Annotated in this window: 16 protein-coding genes; 5 read left to right on the top strand and 11 right to left on the bottom strand. The window is 48.6% G+C overall.

Annotated features, from left to right (window positions below; translation table 11 throughout):
• Positions 1–35 precede the first annotated feature (35 nt).
• From MKX68_RS09160 to MKX68_RS09150, 3 genes are read left to right on the top strand one after another with little or no spacing between them, the layout of a single operon-like run.
• The gene (locus tag MKX68_RS09160) at positions 36–2,033 is read left to right on the top strand and encodes a heparinase II/III domain-containing protein (protein ID WP_340910991.1); all 1,998 of its coding nucleotides are present in this window, start codon (positions 36–38) and stop codon (positions 2,031–2,033) included.
• Entirely contained in the window at positions 2,026–4,020 is a 1,995-nt protein-coding gene (locus tag MKX68_RS09155; RefSeq protein WP_340910990.1) for a glycosyl hydrolase, read from the top strand. Before MKX68_RS09160 ends, MKX68_RS09155 begins: the two co-directional genes overlap by 8 nt.
• Positions 4,021–4,053: 33 nt before the next feature.
• Entirely contained in the window at positions 4,054–5,190 is a 1,137-nt protein-coding gene (locus tag MKX68_RS09150) for a glycoside hydrolase family 88 protein (protein ID WP_340910988.1), read from the top strand.
• Positions 5,191–5,489: 299 nt separating this feature from the next.
• On the opposite strand, the gene MKX68_RS09145 is transcribed toward MKX68_RS09150, so the two are convergent.
• Positions 5,490–6,095: a class I SAM-dependent methyltransferase gene (locus MKX68_RS09145; RefSeq protein WP_340910985.1), complete on the bottom strand. Its 606-nt coding sequence runs from the start codon at positions 6,093–6,095 to the stop codon at positions 5,490–5,492.
• Between the two features lie 211 nt (positions 6,096–6,306).
• On the opposite strand from MKX68_RS09145, the gene MKX68_RS09140 reads away from it, so the two are divergent.
• Positions 6,307–8,679, top strand: coding sequence for an Ig-like domain-containing protein (locus MKX68_RS09140; RefSeq protein WP_340910983.1), 2,373 nt, complete (start codon positions 6,307–6,309; stop codon positions 8,677–8,679).
• 158 nt (positions 8,680–8,837) lie between these two features.
• Here MKX68_RS09140 and MKX68_RS09135 read toward each other — a convergent pair whose 3' ends face one another.
• From MKX68_RS09135 to MKX68_RS09100, 8 genes are all read right to left on the bottom strand, one after another.
• Positions 8,838–9,383 (bottom strand): chromate transporter, encoded by a 546-nt coding sequence (locus tag MKX68_RS09135; RefSeq protein ID WP_145152194.1) that lies wholly within the window; start codon positions 9,381–9,383, stop codon positions 8,838–8,840.
• A 2-nt stretch (positions 9,384–9,385) separates the two neighbouring features.
• Positions 9,386–9,973 (bottom strand): chromate transporter, encoded by a 588-nt coding sequence (locus tag MKX68_RS09130; RefSeq protein WP_074093159.1) that lies wholly within the window; start codon positions 9,971–9,973, stop codon positions 9,386–9,388.
• Between the two features lie 12 nt (positions 9,974–9,985).
• Positions 9,986–10,480: an Lrp/AsnC family transcriptional regulator gene (locus MKX68_RS09125; RefSeq protein ID WP_062837151.1), complete on the bottom strand. Its 495-nt coding sequence runs from the start codon at positions 10,478–10,480 to the stop codon at positions 9,986–9,988.
• Between the two features lie 267 nt (positions 10,481–10,747).
• Positions 10,748–11,863, bottom strand: coding sequence for a PAS domain-containing sensor histidine kinase (locus tag MKX68_RS09120; protein ID WP_340910975.1), 1,116 nt, complete (start codon positions 11,861–11,863; stop codon positions 10,748–10,750).
• Positions 11,856–12,506, bottom strand: a complete 651-nt coding sequence (locus MKX68_RS09115; RefSeq protein WP_017691068.1) for a response regulator — start codon at positions 12,504–12,506, stop codon at positions 11,856–11,858. Before MKX68_RS09115 ends, MKX68_RS09120 begins: the two co-directional genes overlap by 8 nt.
• A 121-nt stretch (positions 12,507–12,627) precedes the next feature.
• The gene (locus MKX68_RS09110) at positions 12,628–13,626 is read right to left on the bottom strand and encodes an ABC transporter substrate-binding protein (RefSeq protein ID WP_091038061.1); all 999 of its coding nucleotides are present in this window, start codon (positions 13,624–13,626) and stop codon (positions 12,628–12,630) included.
• Between the two features lie 117 nt (positions 13,627–13,743).
• Positions 13,744–15,354: an AraC family transcriptional regulator gene (locus MKX68_RS09105; RefSeq protein ID WP_340910972.1), complete on the bottom strand. Its 1,611-nt coding sequence runs from the start codon at positions 15,352–15,354 to the stop codon at positions 13,744–13,746.
• A gap of 215 nt (positions 15,355–15,569) precedes the next feature.
• The gene (locus MKX68_RS09100; protein WP_340910970.1) at positions 15,570–16,001 is read right to left on the bottom strand and encodes a GAF domain-containing protein; all 432 of its coding nucleotides are present in this window, start codon (positions 15,999–16,001) and stop codon (positions 15,570–15,572) included.
• 373 nt (positions 16,002–16,374) lie between these two features.
• On the opposite strand from MKX68_RS09100, the gene MKX68_RS09095 reads away from it, so the two are divergent.
• Entirely contained in the window at positions 16,375–17,151 is a 777-nt protein-coding gene (locus MKX68_RS09095; protein WP_240768291.1) for a Crp/Fnr family transcriptional regulator, read from the top strand.
• 89 nt (positions 17,152–17,240) lie between these two features.
• Here MKX68_RS09095 and MKX68_RS09090 read toward each other — a convergent pair whose 3' ends face one another.
• Both MKX68_RS09090 and MKX68_RS09085 read right to left on the bottom strand, forming a co-directional pair.
• Positions 17,241–17,795 carry a GNAT family N-acetyltransferase gene (locus MKX68_RS09090; RefSeq protein ID WP_339786954.1) on the bottom strand — a complete coding sequence of 185 codons (555 nt, stop codon included), beginning with the start codon at positions 17,793–17,795 and terminating at the stop codon, positions 17,241–17,243.
• A gap of 125 nt (positions 17,796–17,920) precedes the next feature.
• Complete coding sequence (locus MKX68_RS09085) at positions 17,921–18,076, bottom strand: hypothetical protein (protein ID WP_017691064.1); 156 nt, start codon at positions 18,074–18,076, stop codon at positions 17,921–17,923.

Genomic DNA, 18,076 nt, shown 5'->3' with positions numbered 1-18,076 from the left:
ATATGACAATCCATTAACAAAGAGTGGTGAATCCAGTGGAAGATTCCATTCACGAAGTCGAAAATGAAAATATAAACCAACGTGGGAATGAGAGCAAAGTATTGAGCTATCTAAGTGCAGACAGACTCTTAGAGAAGTTATCCCGGCCTGAATTGGCTACGTTATACACAGACTTGAAGGCTTACGCTGAACGTGCCTTGAAAGAACCGATGCCTTCCTTGTCGTTCCGTCTATATCGACAGTTCAGCGATACGGGTGAGCGCAAAGCCTATGAAGAGGCTTATTTCGATCGAAGAGGCAGACTTGCTGCTGTGGCGATGCTCGCCTTGGACACGGCTAGGCCGGATTCACTGCAAGCGCTGGAAGAAATGTTGTGGGACGTGTGTGGTGAGTATACGTGGTGTTTGCCCGCGCATCTGGGTACGGGCGAGGTCAACCAGGTGAATGGGAACATCGATCTGTTCGCCGCAGAGACAGTGCATATGCTGGCCGAGATTGTGACCATTCATGCCGAGCTGCTGGATCGCCTTGTCATAGAGCGGATCAGGTCTGAAGCAGAGCGGCGAATCTTCACTCCGCTTTACCGGGAGCAACGGAAGTTCCACTGGCAGACAGCGGATCACAACTGGTCGGCGGTCTGTGGTGGGTGCTGTGGCATGGCCGCGTTGTTGCTGCTCGAGGATGAGTTCACACTACGGAAATCTGTCTCCCATACGGTCAGCTGTATGAACGCATTCTTGAGCGGATATGGCGAGGATGGCGGCTGTGCCGAAGGCATTGGATATTGGGTATATGGCTTTGGTTATTTCACCTATTATGCCGAGATGCTTCGTGAGTACAGTGAGGGCGAACTAGATCTGCTGGCGGGTCCCAAAATCGCAGACATCGCGGCTTTTCCGCTGCGAGTTCATCTGTCGGGCGGCACATATGTGAATTATTCGGACAGTGCCGAGCAGGAAGAGATCCCTTCTGGATTACTCTCCCTACTCGCGTCCCGGGTTGGGTTGCAGATAGATCTTCCGTTTCATATTCCACTGCTTACTGATGATCCCTGTCATCGCTGGGCCCATCTATTGAGGAACGTGATGTGGAGCGATCCGGCAGTATACGGTGATGAAGGTGCCTCTGCGCAGGCTGAACGGGGATTTATTTTTCAAAATCTGGGCTGGATGATTGCAAAAGGATCACTCGATACTCCAGATACAAAACGTACAAATGGCGGACCTCTTCAGGTGGCTATTTCCGTTAAAGGCGGACATAACGATGAACCTCACAACCATAATGATCTGGGACAGTTCATTATCCATTGCGGTGGTGAGAATATTCTGTGTGATTCAGGAGCAGGGTTGTATACCCAAGCGTATTTTGCGCCAGGCAGAGAGCAGTTGTTACACATCTCATCATCCGGGCATAACGTTCCGCTCATTGAAGGCCAGGAGCAAAGCTCGGGCCGGCAAGCGCAAGCCCATGTGTTAGAGGGGAAGCTGGCAGAGGGTGGCGGTGAGCTGAATACAACATTGGATCTGACATCCGCTTACTCTGGAGCTGCTTCACTGGCTCGTTATACGCGCCAATTTTATTGGAAGATGGCTTCTGACGGTAGCGGGAATGGAGCGGAATTGCGTCTGATTGACCGTTTTCAATGGAAGAACAGGATGGTGTCTTTGGCTGATCGATCATCTTCGGTGGATAATTCAGATTCACATGCAGAGTTTTCAAGTGTTGTTGAACGATGGATGAGTAGAGTACAGCCTGAAGTGGTGAAGAGCGGTAATCTTCGCTGGCAAGGCGTACATGGAACGGTCCATATGACGTATGATGCGAACCAGTGGCAAGTCCTTACGGAGGCAATAGACACAGTTGATCATGATAATGTACCAGTCAAATTCTATCGAACGTCACTATCATGGACAGGTGTGATCGATGAGACGGATGTTTGCATAGAAAGTTCTGATCTGATTGAAACAGTATGCGAGGTACGCTTCATCATTGAACCGAAAATGGTAGAAACCGAGGTGAGCATGCATGAGTAAATATACATCCGCGTCCACGTATCCATGGAAAGATGAACTCGAACATTACCGCACATTGGCAGAACAAGCGGGCCCCCCTCCGGCAGACGGCTGGAATAGGGAGCGCAAGTTGGCACTTGTTGAGAGTGTTGTTCGCGCTTACACACCTTATCAGGACAGCCAGGGTGCAATTATCGACCCGTTCTCGGGTGTGGAGAGATATTATTCTACACCAGCCTATGCGATGGCTGCGGCGGTTCTGGTTGACGCAGGGCGTACAGATCTGCTCCAATCCGCAGCGGCAGCCCTGTCACAGAGCATTGATGCCGTGGTCAAACGTAGTGCACCCGACAATCACCCTGATTTTTTTCCTGTACTCATGATGAGAGCTTATATGTTGTTGAAGTCACACCTGCCTGAACAAGCAAAGATCTGGGCTGAGGCACTCAAGACGATTGATCCAGAACAAGATTATGTATTTACGATGAGCAAGATGAACAATCCCAATCGCATGATTAACTGGAACGCCATTATGATCTCTGGCGAGTATCTGCGGTGGCATGAACAGCTGGCGAATGAGGGTACAACGTGGATGGATCGTTATCTGGAAGCCTATCATGTGCCCCGATTTACAGCACTCGGATTGTATCAGGATGGACCGCTGGATCGTCCGAATTGTCCATTTTCCTATGATATTGCTACCCGTTATCACCTTGGGGTGATGCTTGAAGCTGGTTACGAAGGTGCCACTGCCGATAGGTTGCGTGAGCAGCTGCGCCATGGTGCCTTCAGCTTGCTACTGACGCTCTCGCCGCTAGGTGAGATTCCGCCGCGTGGTCGCAGCTCCCAGCACCAGTGGAATGAAGCGGCCGCAGCTTATGTATGTTCCACACATGCAACGCAGGCTCTGGAGGTGGGAGATCCGGTGATGGCGGGTGCTTTTGCACGTGCGGCTAATCGGTGTTTTGCTGCAGTGGAGCGCTGGAAGATGGATGATGGGCGTCTGAAAATTGTACGCAATGAATACGCGCCAGAAGATCGGCACGGGTATGAAATCTATACCAACCACACCTGTTACAACCTGTGGACGGCAGCAGCGCTGGCTCACGCTTGTCTCAGTGATCCGGGAGACGATGTGGGCGAAGTGTACCTTCCTTCCGAGGTGGGCAGCCGGGTTTTGCAGACCGATGGGTGGTTTGAAACTGTGATTGCTTCCATACCTGGTCAGCAACTGGTATTACACACGGCGATGAATGATCCGTATACGATCCCTGGTTTGGTACGGATTCAGCAGATGGGGTTACCTAGTCTAATTGGTCCGTCCGCTGCCAGCCATGTGCAGGCCGGGTTTACGGAATTTGCTGAAGGGGAGGTCCGTCCGCTCAGCTACTGTCCTGCCTGGAAGACACCAGATGGGGTATGGCACAGTCTTGCAGAGGGGATTCCATTCGGTGGTGCATATGATCGTGACGTTGGATTAGACCCGGCTCAGGGAGGAGGGTCTATAGTGTATGAGAAGGTGGACCATGATACGCGGAATCAAGTGGAGCAGCATTTGGCGGAAAGAGCGGCGGAAGATGTGGTAAACGCCTCGGAAAATTCTTTTGCCGTGACATGGGTCGGTCCATTACCCGGAATTGAAACATTGCGTACTCATTATGTGCAACAGGCAGACTTGCTGACCATAACGTATGAATTCGAAGGTGAGATCGCGGCGGCAGGTGCACTCATTCCGTTGATGTTCCATGATGGTCGTGAACAGGCGGTGATTACCCACACGGATCATAGTGTGCGAACGGAGTATCGCGGGGCATATGTAGAATCTACAGCGCTGGATCAGGGAGCCATTATACATCTGGAGGAGCAGGCCGTGGCTTCACGTAATGGGTTGCTGAAGGAAGCACGGATTGAATTGGGCGGAGCACAAAGTCTGTCATTTACGATCCGATTGGGCGAGGTTACACATGAAGGTGTTCAGGTTGAGGATGAGCTGGAGCATCAAGCATAGATGTCTGGTATTGAATCGAGGAGGGATATGTTCATGAACACATCAACATCGGTAAAATGGCTCGAGGAAGCGTGGCAACAGGGTGCTGCCAAAACGATTCGGAACGCAAAGCGGATCAAGGATACATTTCCACACATTGCCCCTCAGGGGATGTATGATCGAAATGATCCGGAATGGTGGACAGCAGGTTTCTGGCCTGGATTGTTATGGCTGGTCTATGGGGATGCGCCGGAAAGTGAAGCGGTGGCTCCGCTACATCGCATTGCCGAAAGCTGTGAGCGGCAACTGGAAGGTTGTCTGCGTGATCCCGAATCGGTGGATCACGATCTGGGGTTCATCTGGCTGCTTAGTGGCGTAGCCAACTATCGCCAGACGGGCAGCATGGATGGACGGCGGCGCGGCATGCTTGCCGCCAACCTGCTCGCTGCCCGGTTCCACGTGCGCGGTGAGTTCATCCGCGCCTGGAACTTCAGCTCGTCAGCAATGGATACGCGCGGCGTAGCCATCATTGACAGCATGATGAACCTGCCGCTGCTCTACTGGGCATCTGAGCAGAGCGGCGACCCTCGCTTCCGCTGGCTGGCGGAAGCACATGCCGACACCGTGGCGCGCGAATTCATCCGCGCTGACGGGTCCATCTGCCACGTGGTGGAGTTTGATCCACACACGGGGCAGAAGTTGCGTGAGCATGGCGGACAGGGCCATGCTCCAGGTTCCGCCTGGGCGCGGGGGACCGCCTGGGCGTTGCACGGGTTTGCGCTGTCTTTCCGGTATACGGGCGAAGCCCGATATCTGGAGACAGCGGAGCGTGCGGCCGATTTCTTCCTCGCCATGCTTGGCGAAGAGATCGTGCCGGTGTGGGATTTCCGCGCACCTGCGGAGCATCAGGTGGCGTGGGACTCGTCCGCTTCGGCGATTGCCGCGAGCGGGTTGCTCGAGCTGGCGAAGCTGTCGCCACGCGGGGAAACCTATGCCGCCGCGGGAGAGCGTATCGTCCGCGGCTTGCATGAGCACTATAGCTCTGGCGACTCGGCAGCGGAAGAAGGTCTGATCATGCAGGGAACGGTGCATTACCCGGAAGGGCGAGGGCTGAATGTGCCGATTATATACGGCGATTATTTCTATATGGAAGCGCTGGCGAAGCTGCGTGGATATGCGGGGTTATTTTAAAAAAGAATTGAGTGCTATGAACAAGAGGAACTGAAGGTGAGAACGGATCAGTAGGGTTGTGTTCGTGTTATAAGCCTTCGAGTTATTTCATTAGATTCAACCAGTTAACCAGTTATATATTCAGTATGTAATTGTCAGTAGCATCATTAGCAAACCATCATCACCTGTCCGCGTGCGGTTGTCTCTAGGATTAGGAACGATATCCCTTCTATTGGAGACGGAGTATACCTAAGTTTGAGCTTTGAATAGAAAATCAAGGTGAGCGGACAGGCGGATGGCCCTACTGAAAGAATCGATTTTCACTTCGAAGGCGTACGTCTCAGGATGACAAAGTCGGCAGAAGATTGATCTGGATAACGCTGCGGAATAATCTCATGAACTTTGAAATCAGGGTAGTCGAAGAGATATTCGAACAGATTACGGTCCTGGATTGTATCAATCCCCGGGTTGCCGTTTTCTTTCAAACGGGTGTAAAGCACCACCCATGCTGTTGAGGAGTGCAGAATATCATAGAGGGTATTGCGAAAATCTGTTTCATCCGTGATGTGATATAACACATCCAGACAGACCGTCAGATCGGCTTGCAGGAAACCTCGGTTAATCCATAGGCCTGGTGTATACAGCATGAAACTCTTGGAAGAATCCTTGGCAAATTGGGAAGCACAACGCTTTACTGAAGAAGCCGCTACATCCATGCCCAGGTAGTCCTCATAATTCATGTATTGCAACTGGTTGCCATCCCCACATCCAAACTCAATGACACGATGAATACCTTCACGTTGAATCAGTCCATTCACGACCTCGGCCTTGAATTCAGCCAAAACCCCGTATGAACCCCTCCCAGAAGTTTCACCCGAACGATATGTTTCCTCCCAATACCCGATGTAATCAAAAGGCTGACGCATTATGTTTCCTCCAATCCTGTTAAAAGAAGTTTAAGACAGTCAATATACATAGGTATGCGTAATATACGCAGGTATGATCAGTTGAAACAGGAATAGAAGATAAATTAATTTCCATAGAATTCCCTGAAAATTTCCTGAAAGTCTAAACATCTGGAAAGGACTTGCCGACATAAAACATAAGGAAAAAAATGATGATAATCGGGGGGAAATGATGTTAAAGCCAAGATTGACCAAGTACATGGTGATGATGCTGGTGTTGATGCTGAGTATTTCCAACGTAGGCTTGGCCGCTGCGGCAGATAAAGAACTGTCCAAAATTGTGGTTTCCAAGAATGAGATGTCGCTCGAAGTTGGTGATTCCAGTTCCGTTACGGTGACAGGTGTATATTCTGATAATACGTCGGCAAACGTAACGATCAGTTCATCCTGGAGTACCAGTGATGCTTCGATAGCAACTGTATATAATGGCGCAATTACAGCCAAAAAAGAAGGTACAGCGACGATTACCGCAGCTTACCAGGGTCAGAGTCAGACCGTTCAAGTGAAAGTGACGAAGAAAGTCAAAGCCCTTTCGAAAAACGTGCAAAGTCTGGATTTGCGCACGGGAGATACAAAAGAAATTATTTTGACAGCAACGTATAGTGATAATGAAACAAATAATGCAGCAGCAAGTACCGCAGAATGGTCTACCAGTGATGAGAAGGTTGCTACCGTTGTGAATGGTAAAGTAACTGGACAAAGCGCAGGTACGGCAGTTATTACTGCGAAAGTTGGCAGCCAGAGCGTGACGGTGGATGTTAACGTTGAAGTGGTTAAACGTGTAGATGTAGATAAACAGCAGGTTAACCTGTTGTTGAACAAAAGTGAAAGTGTGAAAGTGACGGCTACGTATCCAGATGGCACAACCAAAGATGTAACGGATCTGGCGGAGTGGACATCCAGCAATGAGAAGGTCGCAGACGTTCTCAAAGGCGAAATTACAGGATACTCGGCAGGTTCTGCCAAGATCACAGCCAAATACGGTACGAAATCCGTTTCCGTTGACGTGGATGTAGATCTGACCAGCAAGCTGAGTGTGGAGAAACAAAGTATTTTCTTCCGTTTGAGTGAGACAACCAAAACGGCTAATGTCGTTGTAACGGCTTCTTATCCAAACAGTAGCGATGTGAATGTAACGGATCAGGCAACATGGACATCCAGCAACGAGAAAGTTGCAACGGTGTTCAAGGGACAGATCACAGCCATTAGTGCAGGTTCAACAACGATCAAAGCAACCTATAGTGGCAAAACTGTAGAAATTGCTGTGGATGTAGATACGGCAAGATATTTGGATATCAAAGATGTAAATGACAAACTCGCTATGAGTGTTACGGGTGATAACAAGTCCAAAACATTGGTAGCCAATGCAGAGTATATTGATGGAAGCACAGAAGTTGTAACTTCCAAAGCAACGTGGACTTCAAGCAATGCAGATGTTGTATATGTATCCAACGGTGATCTGATCGCATACAAATCCGGTACGGCTACGATCTCTGTAACTTATGGCGGTAAAACAGCTAAGTTTACCGTAAATGTTGACGTTCCGGACAAGTATGAAATGGATAAGAAAAAAGCATCCGTAGCTGTTGGTGGAACGACTTCTGCCAAAGTACTGGCGTTGTATGGTGAAACATCCAAAGATGTATCCGAAGATGCAACATGGAGCAGCAGCAGCGACAAAATCGCTGAGGTAGATAGCAAAGGGGTTATCACAGGTGTTGCTACAGGTAAGGTAACCATTACTGCGAAAATTGAAGGCAAAACGCTGACTCTGCCTGTTGAAGTAGGTATGGCTAGTGGACTGGAAGCAGATGTGAACTTCGTTGTTCTGTCTGCCAAAGAAACTCAGACGATCCTTCTAACAGGTACGGATGAGGACGGCAACACGTTGGATGTTACATCCGAAGCAACCTGGAAATCCAGCAATGCACGTGTAGCGGATGTGAAAAAAGGCGTGATCACGGGTAACAGCAGTGGTAAAGCCAACATCACAGCAGAATACGGCTCCAAAAAAGTGACGATCCAAGTTGAAGTGGATGTCATCTCACGTATTGAAGCTTCCGAGCCGGCTCTGTCCCTGAAATCAGGCGATACAGCTGATCTGACAGTAACTGCTATCTTGAGCGATGGTAGCGAGCGTGATGTTACGGACAAAGCTGAGTGGAAAACGAACAGTTACAAAGTAGCTCAAGTGACCAAAGGTAAAGTCAAAGCTACAGGTTCAGGTAAAGCCAAAATCACGGCCAAATACGGCAGCAAGTCTGTCACGATCGCTGTAGATGTGGATACACTGAAATATTTGCAGACGGATAAAGTAACGTTGACCATGAAACCTGGTGAAAAGGTAACTGTGGCGGCAACTGCAACGTATGCCGATGGCAGTGAAGCCAATGTATCCAAACCGGCTCTCTGGAAATCTTCCCGTATTGCAACAGCATCGGTGAAAGATGGAGTTATTCAGGCGAACGGCAAAGGTAAAGCAACGATTACGGTGACATTTGCAGGTATGAAAACCAAAGTCACGGTAGTGGTTGAAGCGAAGTAATTGCTTTTCCAAATGTGAGCGTGAAACACACAAATAAAAACGGTGATGCCAGCTAATAGCTGGTATCACCGTTTTTGGTCTATAAACTAGAACGTGTCTTCAAGCGCTAACGAATCTGAAACGTCTTATTCAGGGATCGTTCCCTGTATGTTCTATAACTACATCGTGTGAGACAGTACCAGCGCACCATAGGCAAAAGCGATCACGATTAGAATGGCTGGATGCAGCTTGGTCTTGGTCATGACCCAGAGCGAGATGCCTGCAATGATCAACGTCTGCCAGATGCCGATGGAATCGGTGGATAGCTGGCCGAATTCCCATGTGAGCAGAATCATGAGTACAGCGATAACCGGCTGCACGAGTAGGGTCATACCTTTGACTTTTGGTGACGTGCGATGTTTGTTCAACAGACGAAGTAATAAAATTAATGCCGTTGCGGAAGGTACGATCGTGGCAAAACTTGCGATAAATGCCCCAAACCAGCCTGCCACGTGATACCCGACAAATGCAGCGATTTTGGTTGCAATGGGGCCGGGAAGGGCATTACCAATCGCCAGTACATCCCCGAATTGCTCTGTGGTCATCCATTGGTAATGGTTCACAATCTCTTCCTGCATTAGTGGAATGGAAGCTGGACCGCCCCCATATCCCAAGATGTTCGCTACGAAAAATCCCCAAAATAATTCCCACCATGTCTGGAGCATCCTTAGGACACCCCCTTATCGGACTTGCCTTTGGATTTGAAGCGCTGGACTAGCTCCAGATGGAAGACACCATATCCAAGGAAAACAGCGATCACAATCCCCGGATGGATATCCAGAAGCTGCAACAATACAAAGGCAATCACGCCGAATAGGGCGGCAAAAACTTTACCGAGTCCCTTCCAGGCTTTCATGGCAAATTCATAAGCCATCATGCCCAGCATGACAAAAATGACCGGCCGCACGGCGGCTACCATGCCTGCTACCACTTTTGACTCGCGCAGCGCGTACATGGAACCGAGCAGAGCAATAATGGCAATGCTTGTCGGCAAAATATGAGCGAGTACGGACACAATCGCGCCCAGCACACCTTTGGTTTTATAACCGAGATATGCGGCCATCTTGGTTGCGATGGGACCCGGCAAGGCGTTGGCGATAGCCAAAATCTCGCCGAACTCCTCATCACTAACCCATTTATAACGCGTAACGGCTTCATAACGGATTAACGGAATAACCGAAGGGCCACCGCCATATCCGAGAATTCCGGTCCGTACCATTCCGATGACGAGACCGTTGTAATCTTTCCAACCCATGCTGATTTCCTCCTAGAGTCTCATGCCCATCCGGCTTTTATAACGTTTCAACAATAGCTGTGATTCCACTTTGACGATACCTGGCATCTTATAGAGCTTCTCCAGCAAGAACTGCTCCATCTCTTCCATATCCGCAAAAATACCGTGCATGTGCAGGGTACTCGGGCCTGTCATATGATAAAGGCTGGTGACGGCTGGCTCTTCGTCCAGTTTCTCAGCGACTTCATCCAGGAAGGGCGGTTCGACATCGACATTAAAAAAGGCGGAGACCTGAAGCCCAACCTTGCCAGGGTTGATCACCACGGTGAAACGTTCGATGATTCCTTTTTCGGATAACGCATTAATGCGCGCCTGAACAGCTACACGCGACAACCCAATCTGTGTACCCAGGTCCGTGTAGGATATCCGGCTGTTCTTGTGAAGCGCGGCGATGATTTTGCGATCCATCTCGTCGAGATTGTACATTTGTGGAATTTCTCCTCCTTTGGAGGAGCGTTTCTCTGACATGTTGACCATCCTTTTCTCTCGCTATATGAAATGAACAATGAAATTTTACTAAACATACAATGTGTATGTGGCATTCATAGTTTAATGACGAATCGTAACTGGAGTCAATCTATTTATCTTGATTATTGAATTTAACCGATTTTGAGCCTTCATTTTGTCATTTTGACCAATCGGAAATAAAAAAGACCACTCGCACAGTCCAATAGCGAGCAGCCGGTTAATAGGTAGCTAAAGTGAAGCGAAGAGCACGATACGAAGCATGTCCGCTTATACTTGGGCTGTCTTGGGCAGTAAAAGGGTAACTGTCGTGCCTTCGCCAGGCTCGGAAATAACTCTCAACGTTCCTCCTGCACCACGGGCACGCTCTTCCATACTGAACAATCCAACGCCATTGCCAGCAGTTGCTTCGCTGAATCCGGCACCCTGGTCTTCAATAATAACCATCGTCATGTCCTCAGCGTCTTCTATAGTAACACGTGCCTCGGCAACATCGGCATACTTCGCGACATTCGTTAAGGCTTCCTGAATAATTCGGTAGATGGCTATCTCCCGGTTCATCTCCAGTCGTTTGCGCAAATTACATTCCAGATCAACTTCGATCCCGTAGTGACGGGTGTAATTCTCGATATACGTACGAATCGCCGGAACAACACCCAGGTCATCCAGAACGGATGGTCTCAGCTCCCATGCCATACCGCGTACATCTTCCATAATACCCGTGACCTGTTTACGAAGTGCTTCAACCCCGGGGTGAGGCTGGTCTGCCAGCAGGCGATCCATCTGAATCACCAGAGAGAAGAGACTCTGTCCAATCCCGTCATGCAGTTCACGCGAGATTCGGCGTCGTTCCTCTTCCTGAATATTCATGACCTGGGACATCATCTTCTGCAATTCGGCTTCAACGGATTTCAGCTTGGTGACCTCACTACGTACAGCCAGGTATTGATATGGCTCGCCGTCGTTATCAAGGAAAGGCACGATGGTGGTGTTGACCCAATAATGACTGCCATCTCTGGCACGATTGCGAATTTCCCCGTTCCATACCTTACCTGAGGATATCGTGTCCCACAGGTTTTTCATAAAACTTTTGCCATGGTATCCGGAATTAATGATTCGATGATCCTTACCGATCAGTTCCTCACGCTCATACTGTGAGATTTCACAGAATTTATCATTAACATATTGGATTTTCCCTTTGCGGTCCGTGAGGGCAACAATGGAGGACTCATCCAGAGCAAACTTCAGATCACTCAGTTGATGCAGGGAACCCTTCAACCTGCTGCGAAATTCATTATCCGTAATGTGATTATCGATTTCGTTCAGCAGGAGGCGTACGGGCTGGTCTGCGAGTCCACTTAGTCTGTTCTTGCGTGCACTACTCAAAGTTCAGCAACCCCTTTTTCATGGCGAACTTCACCAGTTCCGGTCGTGTACGCAGGCCAAGTTTCTCCATCAGATTGCTTTTGTGGGATTCGACCGTTTTGACACTGATGATCAGATGTTCGGCGATTTCCTTGTTGGCGTAACCTTTGGCAATCCAGGACAAAATCTCTTTCTCCCGCTCGGATAACGTGTCATACGGTCCGGCGTTTTCCTGTTTGGCTTTGTCCAAGTATTCACTCATCAGCCGCTTGGTCGCACTGGGGTACAGATAGGCGCTACCCTCTGCTACGGAACGAATCGCAGCAAGCAATTCTTCATGCGGCGCACTTTTGAGTATGTATCCGGATGCTCCTGCATGGATGGCGCGGAACAGATATTCTTCATCGTCATGCATGGTCAGTATCAAAATGGATACATCTGGCATCAATTTCTTCAATTCAGCGGTAGCGGTCAGACCGTCTTTGCCTGGTGGCATGCTGAAATCCATCAAGACCACATCTGGCTTCAACTCTTGTGCCTTGGCAATGGCTTCATCGCCATCTGCGGCATCTCCAACGATATGTATATCATTCTTTCCTTCAAGTAAGGCGATCAGCCCGGAACGCACGACAACATGGTCGTCTACAACTAATAGTTGAATCACATGATTTCCCCCTGTCCGCTTCCTTAGTTCTATCTATATCATAACAAAAAAAGAAGCCATTCAGAGCTTTAATCTCCGAATAGCTTCTTTCTCTCAACTTGTGGGATAGAAACATTGAACCTTAATGTTCTGTTTGGCCGAAACGTTCCTGAATCATATTGGCAATCTCCTGGACCTGTGCCTCCACGGCAAGAGGATCATAAGGCCAGAACCGTTCCCCATCCAGCTTAAACACTCGATTGTTCTTCACAGCGTCCAGGGATGACCAGACGGGTGATGTTTCATCCAGCGAACCTCCATTGGATAAATCGAGGAAAATATAATCACCTGCATAATCCGCCAGTTTCTCCTCGGATACAGTTACAGTATCTTTATCCTGATCAATCAGTTCCTTTTGCACAATGTCTGGTGCTTTCAGTCCGAGCTGTTGGTAGATGGCTTGTCCACCGCGGTTGACACCATCTCCGTTGATGTACCAATCCTTACCAAAGAGACTGAAGTTGGAAAAGGTCGTACCTTCCTTGACCAGCCCTTGAATGGAGTCCTTGGCTGACTTCACTTTTACTTCGAATTGGGATAACCAGTCTGCAGCTTCCTTTTGTTTGTTTAGGATTTCCCCAAAGGCAGTGATTTCCTCATGCACATTGTCGTATGTACCATAAGGGATGATGAGGGTTGGTGCGATTTTGCGATATTGCTCATTCAGCTTCTCATCCCCACCTACAGTGACGATCAGGTCGGGCTCAAGCGAAAGAATTTTTTCGACTGAACCGCCGTCGATACGACCAATGTCTGCTACGCCTTCAATCAGATCAAGCACATAAGGGCTTTCCAGCTCATAATCCGGTGCGCCTACTGGCTTGACGCCAAGTGCGAGAAAATCAGCGAGGTAACCCTGCGTCACAATCCGCTGCGGGTTCGTGGGTATTTCAACGTCTCCATTAACGGTGGATATGATCTGCGTTTCTGCGGCGCTGTCTGCCGTTTGTTCTTCTGTAGTAACAGATGAGGAAGTTTTATTTTCTCTTGTATCATCCGCTTGGCTTGAGCAGCCAATAATTCCAATCACCAGTACCAGGAACATAAGCCCAGTCCACCATTTTGATTTAACCCCTGTCATTCTGCTTCTCCCCAATCAATAATGATTATCTTTCTCAATAAAACCTCCTTAGTATCGTAGCTTTTGGATACAAGTATCGTCCATCTCAAAATGTGACCTCTTGAGCATGGACAATGGTTACCTGTTCTTTTCACCATTCTCCCGAATCAGGATATCTACCATAAGCTGAAGCTGCTTTTCCAGAGCCAGCGCATCATTACACCAGAATTGTTCCAGCTTGAGCGGATATATCCGGCTATTTCCGTTATTCATAATCTTGTTCCAGTATGGTCGTTCCCTGAGTTTGACTTGTGCATCATGATACAGACCGCCTTCATGTGAGGGAAGCACGAGAAACATATGGTTTGCCGCATAATCCGTCAATTGATCTTCCTGGATAGACTGATGATTGTGGGATTCCAGAACGTCACGCAGGATATTGGGGGCAGGTGTAAGATTAAGTCCGTAGTATACGTTGTATGCCGCTCTGGCGGTTACATTCCAGATACAGATCGTGCCATCTTCCCAGAGTTCATATAACCCAACGGTTTCATCAGGCTGGATTGCAGCACCAAGTCGTTCAGCTTCACTGCTGACCAGTGCGGTGTAATGCTCTATCCAGTCTTCGGCAGCCTGCTCTCGACCTATAATTCGTCCGATGAGTTGAACGGTCTCCAGTCGATTTAACTGGTCCCATGGCAGGACCATAACCGGAGCAATCTGTTCCAGTTGTTCGAGCTTATGGGGCAAATAGTATAGATAATCTGGCGCAATGATCAGATCAGGTGGTTCAGTTCGGAGGATTTCTTCCACACCATGTTCATCCAAATCCAGCACATCATGCAACTCGTCTTGGATCAGCGGTGACATCGCCCAGGGTAGGAATGAGGCGGCAATGGGTTTAACGCCTAAGGCTAACAGATCTCCTGTGTACTGTACGGTAGCAATTCGTCTTGCGCGGGGCTGTAGTCGGTATTCACTTGGGCTAATCCCAGTAAACTGTTTGAATTTTCGACTTAAGTATAAACCATCGGAGTACCCCACAAGCAGCGCAATTTCATTCAAGGTGGCCTGCGTAGACAACAGATATTGCTTCGTCTTGTCCATACGAACTCGGGTCAAGTGAGCCTGGAAGCTGCGTCCAACCTGTTTTTGAAAGAACCTCGAGAAGTAACTCGCATTAAACCCGGTTAATCTGGCGAGTTCTTCACGGGTGAGATGGCTGTCATAGTGATGGTTAATATAGCGAAGTGCTTCACGAATTATACTGTCTACCATCTCTGTAGAAGGTTTAATCGCCAGCTTGAATAATTCGAGCAATTCACTCAGCAGATAATGGGATCTGGCTTCTTCGGTCTGGGCACTTCCTGTCCTCGTTTCGGAAAGCTCTTGGATGATTGCGAGCATTCGCAGAACCTGTGGACTTGCTCCGGTCTTCGAACCATGTGAGGGCAAGTTCATTGATGTAAGCTGATAAACACGCTTGTCAGGACTCTCTTCCGTTAATGCGTAATCCTGAAAACCGATATGATACAAGGTGAAGGCAGAAGGCGGGATATGTATAAGCTCCAGGGAGCACTGGGAATGTAGAAAAAGTAACTGCCCTTTATGTAAAACACCATGTTCATTACCATATCTATAGTTCACCGTCGCTGTGCAGGTAACCAACGAAGGCGTTTTTATGGAAATGGCACTGTTGTGCTGTGTGGATTCCCATGGAATAACACTGGCATTTGTCAGTACAAACATATCTGTGGCCTCCTTAGCTGTATATACTATCTATGAACATATGGATGTATGGACTCGATTATATCAATCTGTGTAAGAGACGTCGATGTATACAGATGAGTGAAGACAGGTGAACAGACTAAGGCTCGCTCCACTGTGAATAACTATAATAAAAAAAGTCTTGGTACTCCCCTAAGGAAATAACAAGACTTCTTCCATATTAAAGACAGATGTCGCTATCCATATACGTGCGGCTGAAGATGTAGAGCGACTTGCTCCGTCTGCCGGACCATGTCCGGTGAGAAGGTGCAAGGCAGTCTGCTGCCAACGAGCAGCACGGCGCCAGGCACGCTTCCTTCCTGGAACACAGGTACCGCTATGGCACTCACCAACCGCTCAGCAAGCATTAACGGGCAACGACCGGGTGTATGCTCCCCGGTGGATTGTGCATCAGATCGGGCTGTGCGTCCAGTCCGAAGGGCTGTGCCCACCAGATCTTGTCCGGGGCGCATTTCCATGCGTTTCACCCGTTCATTACTAGCCCCGGAGGTATACTTCCAGCGTAGCATCGTCCCGTTCAGACAGGCAAGTCCACAGAAGTCGCTGGATGTGTTCAGGCGCAGGCCGTCGATCATCTCCTGAATGCCGGATGGCAGTTCATCATGCATGAGAGGACACTTCCTTTTTCGGAATTATAACGTACGTAAACTGGAATCATTATCATTAACCTTTTAGGATCATCTTAAAGTAAGGGTATTACGATGTTAGTTCTATTGTAGACCCTTTCTCGTACATTGTAATTCAGGGAAAACCCCTATTTCCGTTCCATAATCTACTGAACCTGGGCAGTGAAGGACTCCTGAATCAGGTGCACCAAGGGATTGAAGAAATGCGAAGGATGAGGCATATAGGTGAAATGTGACTTTTCTCACAGCAAATTCAGGGAGTTTCTCGTCAAGGATCAGGTAATCCCCCGATAACCCTCGCGCTACTTTCGCGGTATGATGGATACATAAGGAAACACCGAGGGGGACGAAGGTTATGGGTACAGTATTTGTAGAAAGAACAACCCAAAGAGCAGAGCAGAAACAAGCGGAGGCGGGCAAAATGACACGGGAAACAGGCGGAATCCTTTCGTTCGTTACATCTGAGCAATGGGACCTGATTGAAGCAAAAATGCAACCCAAACGGGTGAAGTCGGGATATAGTCTCTTTCTCGAAGGCGATGAAGCCGGATATCTGTACTACATTCGTTCGGGACGAGTGAAAATGACCAAGTCGACGGAGGATGGCAAGGAAATTATTTTATCCATTCAACAAAGCGGCGATCTCATCGGTGAATTCGGCGGCATCGGCGGATTGAATCATAGCTACAGTGCAGAGATGGCGGAAAAAGGGGAACTGGCCATTATCTCGCTTAGCGATCTGGAAAGTATACTCAGCAAACATGGCGACCTTGCCTTGAAATTCTTGCAATGGATGGCACTGTCGCAGCGGATTACCCAGTCGAGATTCCGTGATTTGCTGCTCTATGGCAAGGCGGGTGCCCTCGCTTCGACACTGATCCGTGCCAGCAATTCGTATGGCAGGGTTACACCGGATGGTATTGTGCTGGACATGAAGCTGAACCATACCGATCTTGCCGAGATGATTGGAGCTACCCGGGAGAGCGTAACGCGGATGCTGGGGGCATGGAAGGAACAAGGTACGCTGGATATGATGGACGGCAAACTGATGATTCGGGATCTGGCAGCCTTGCGTTGTATGTGTGGATGTCCGACATTCCCGAGCTGTCCGGTAGAGCTGTGCCGACTGTAAATTAGTTTGTTCAGAGGCTTCACCTCCATTGGCGATTGGGGTCGTTACGGAGAAAAAGAAAAGAAAAGCTGGCGTCCCATATATGGGAGTCAGCTTTTTGAGTTTCCGTGAAATTGTTCATGTGCATATTCCTTTGCAAGAATCGAATATAGACACGAATCATGATATTCCCCTTTGTAAAACCAATGCTCTCGCATCAGACCTTCACGCTGCATACCGATCTTCTGCATAACGTTCTCTGAAGCCTCGTTGTTCGGGCGGCATTTCGCATAAATTCGGTGTACACCAAGTGTATTGAAGCCAAAGCCAAGCATGGCTCGGGCTGCTTCGGCAGCATACCCTTTTCCCTGATAAACGGGATTGAGCACATAACCGATCTCAGCGTTCGTGTTTTCGATGTGAAGGCCAACACCACCGATCAGTATGCCCTCCTTTTTCAAACATATCGCCAGTTCAAAGCCCGCTCGTGGTTGTGTTTGCTGCATGTCCAACACAAACTGCACGTATTCTCGAGTATCCTCTTCGGTATTTGGTCCCCATGCCGTGTGTTGAGTAACCTCTGTCATGGATGTGTAGTTATGTATACTTTTCCAGTCTGTCTCCAGAATATCCCTGATGATGAGTCGTTCAGTCTCCAATTGCATCGTTGTTCCCCTCCTTCACGTTTGAATAACTTTACTGTACATTGTACAACAAAAATAGCCCATAACAGATTCAACGAATGAATCGGTCATGAGCCATAATGTAGATCTATGATGTATGTGGAATGCTATTGTGGTTGTTTACATTGAACTGCGGGATAAGTATAAGCCAGCTTACGGATAATTTCCTTCTGCCATCTCGTATCACCCAGATTGGTTGCCAGGTTCAGAAGATCCAAATAATCGTCAAGCTGCAGATCAGCCTTTTGCAGAGTTGTATTCAT

This window comes from Paenibacillus sp. FSL M8-0212 (assembly GCF_038004645.1).
Taxonomy (GTDB): Bacteria; Bacillota; Bacilli; order Paenibacillales; family Paenibacillaceae; genus Paenibacillus.
The sequence above is the reverse complement of the archived record's forward strand: the minus strand, read 5'-3'. Positions and strand labels throughout refer to the sequence as shown.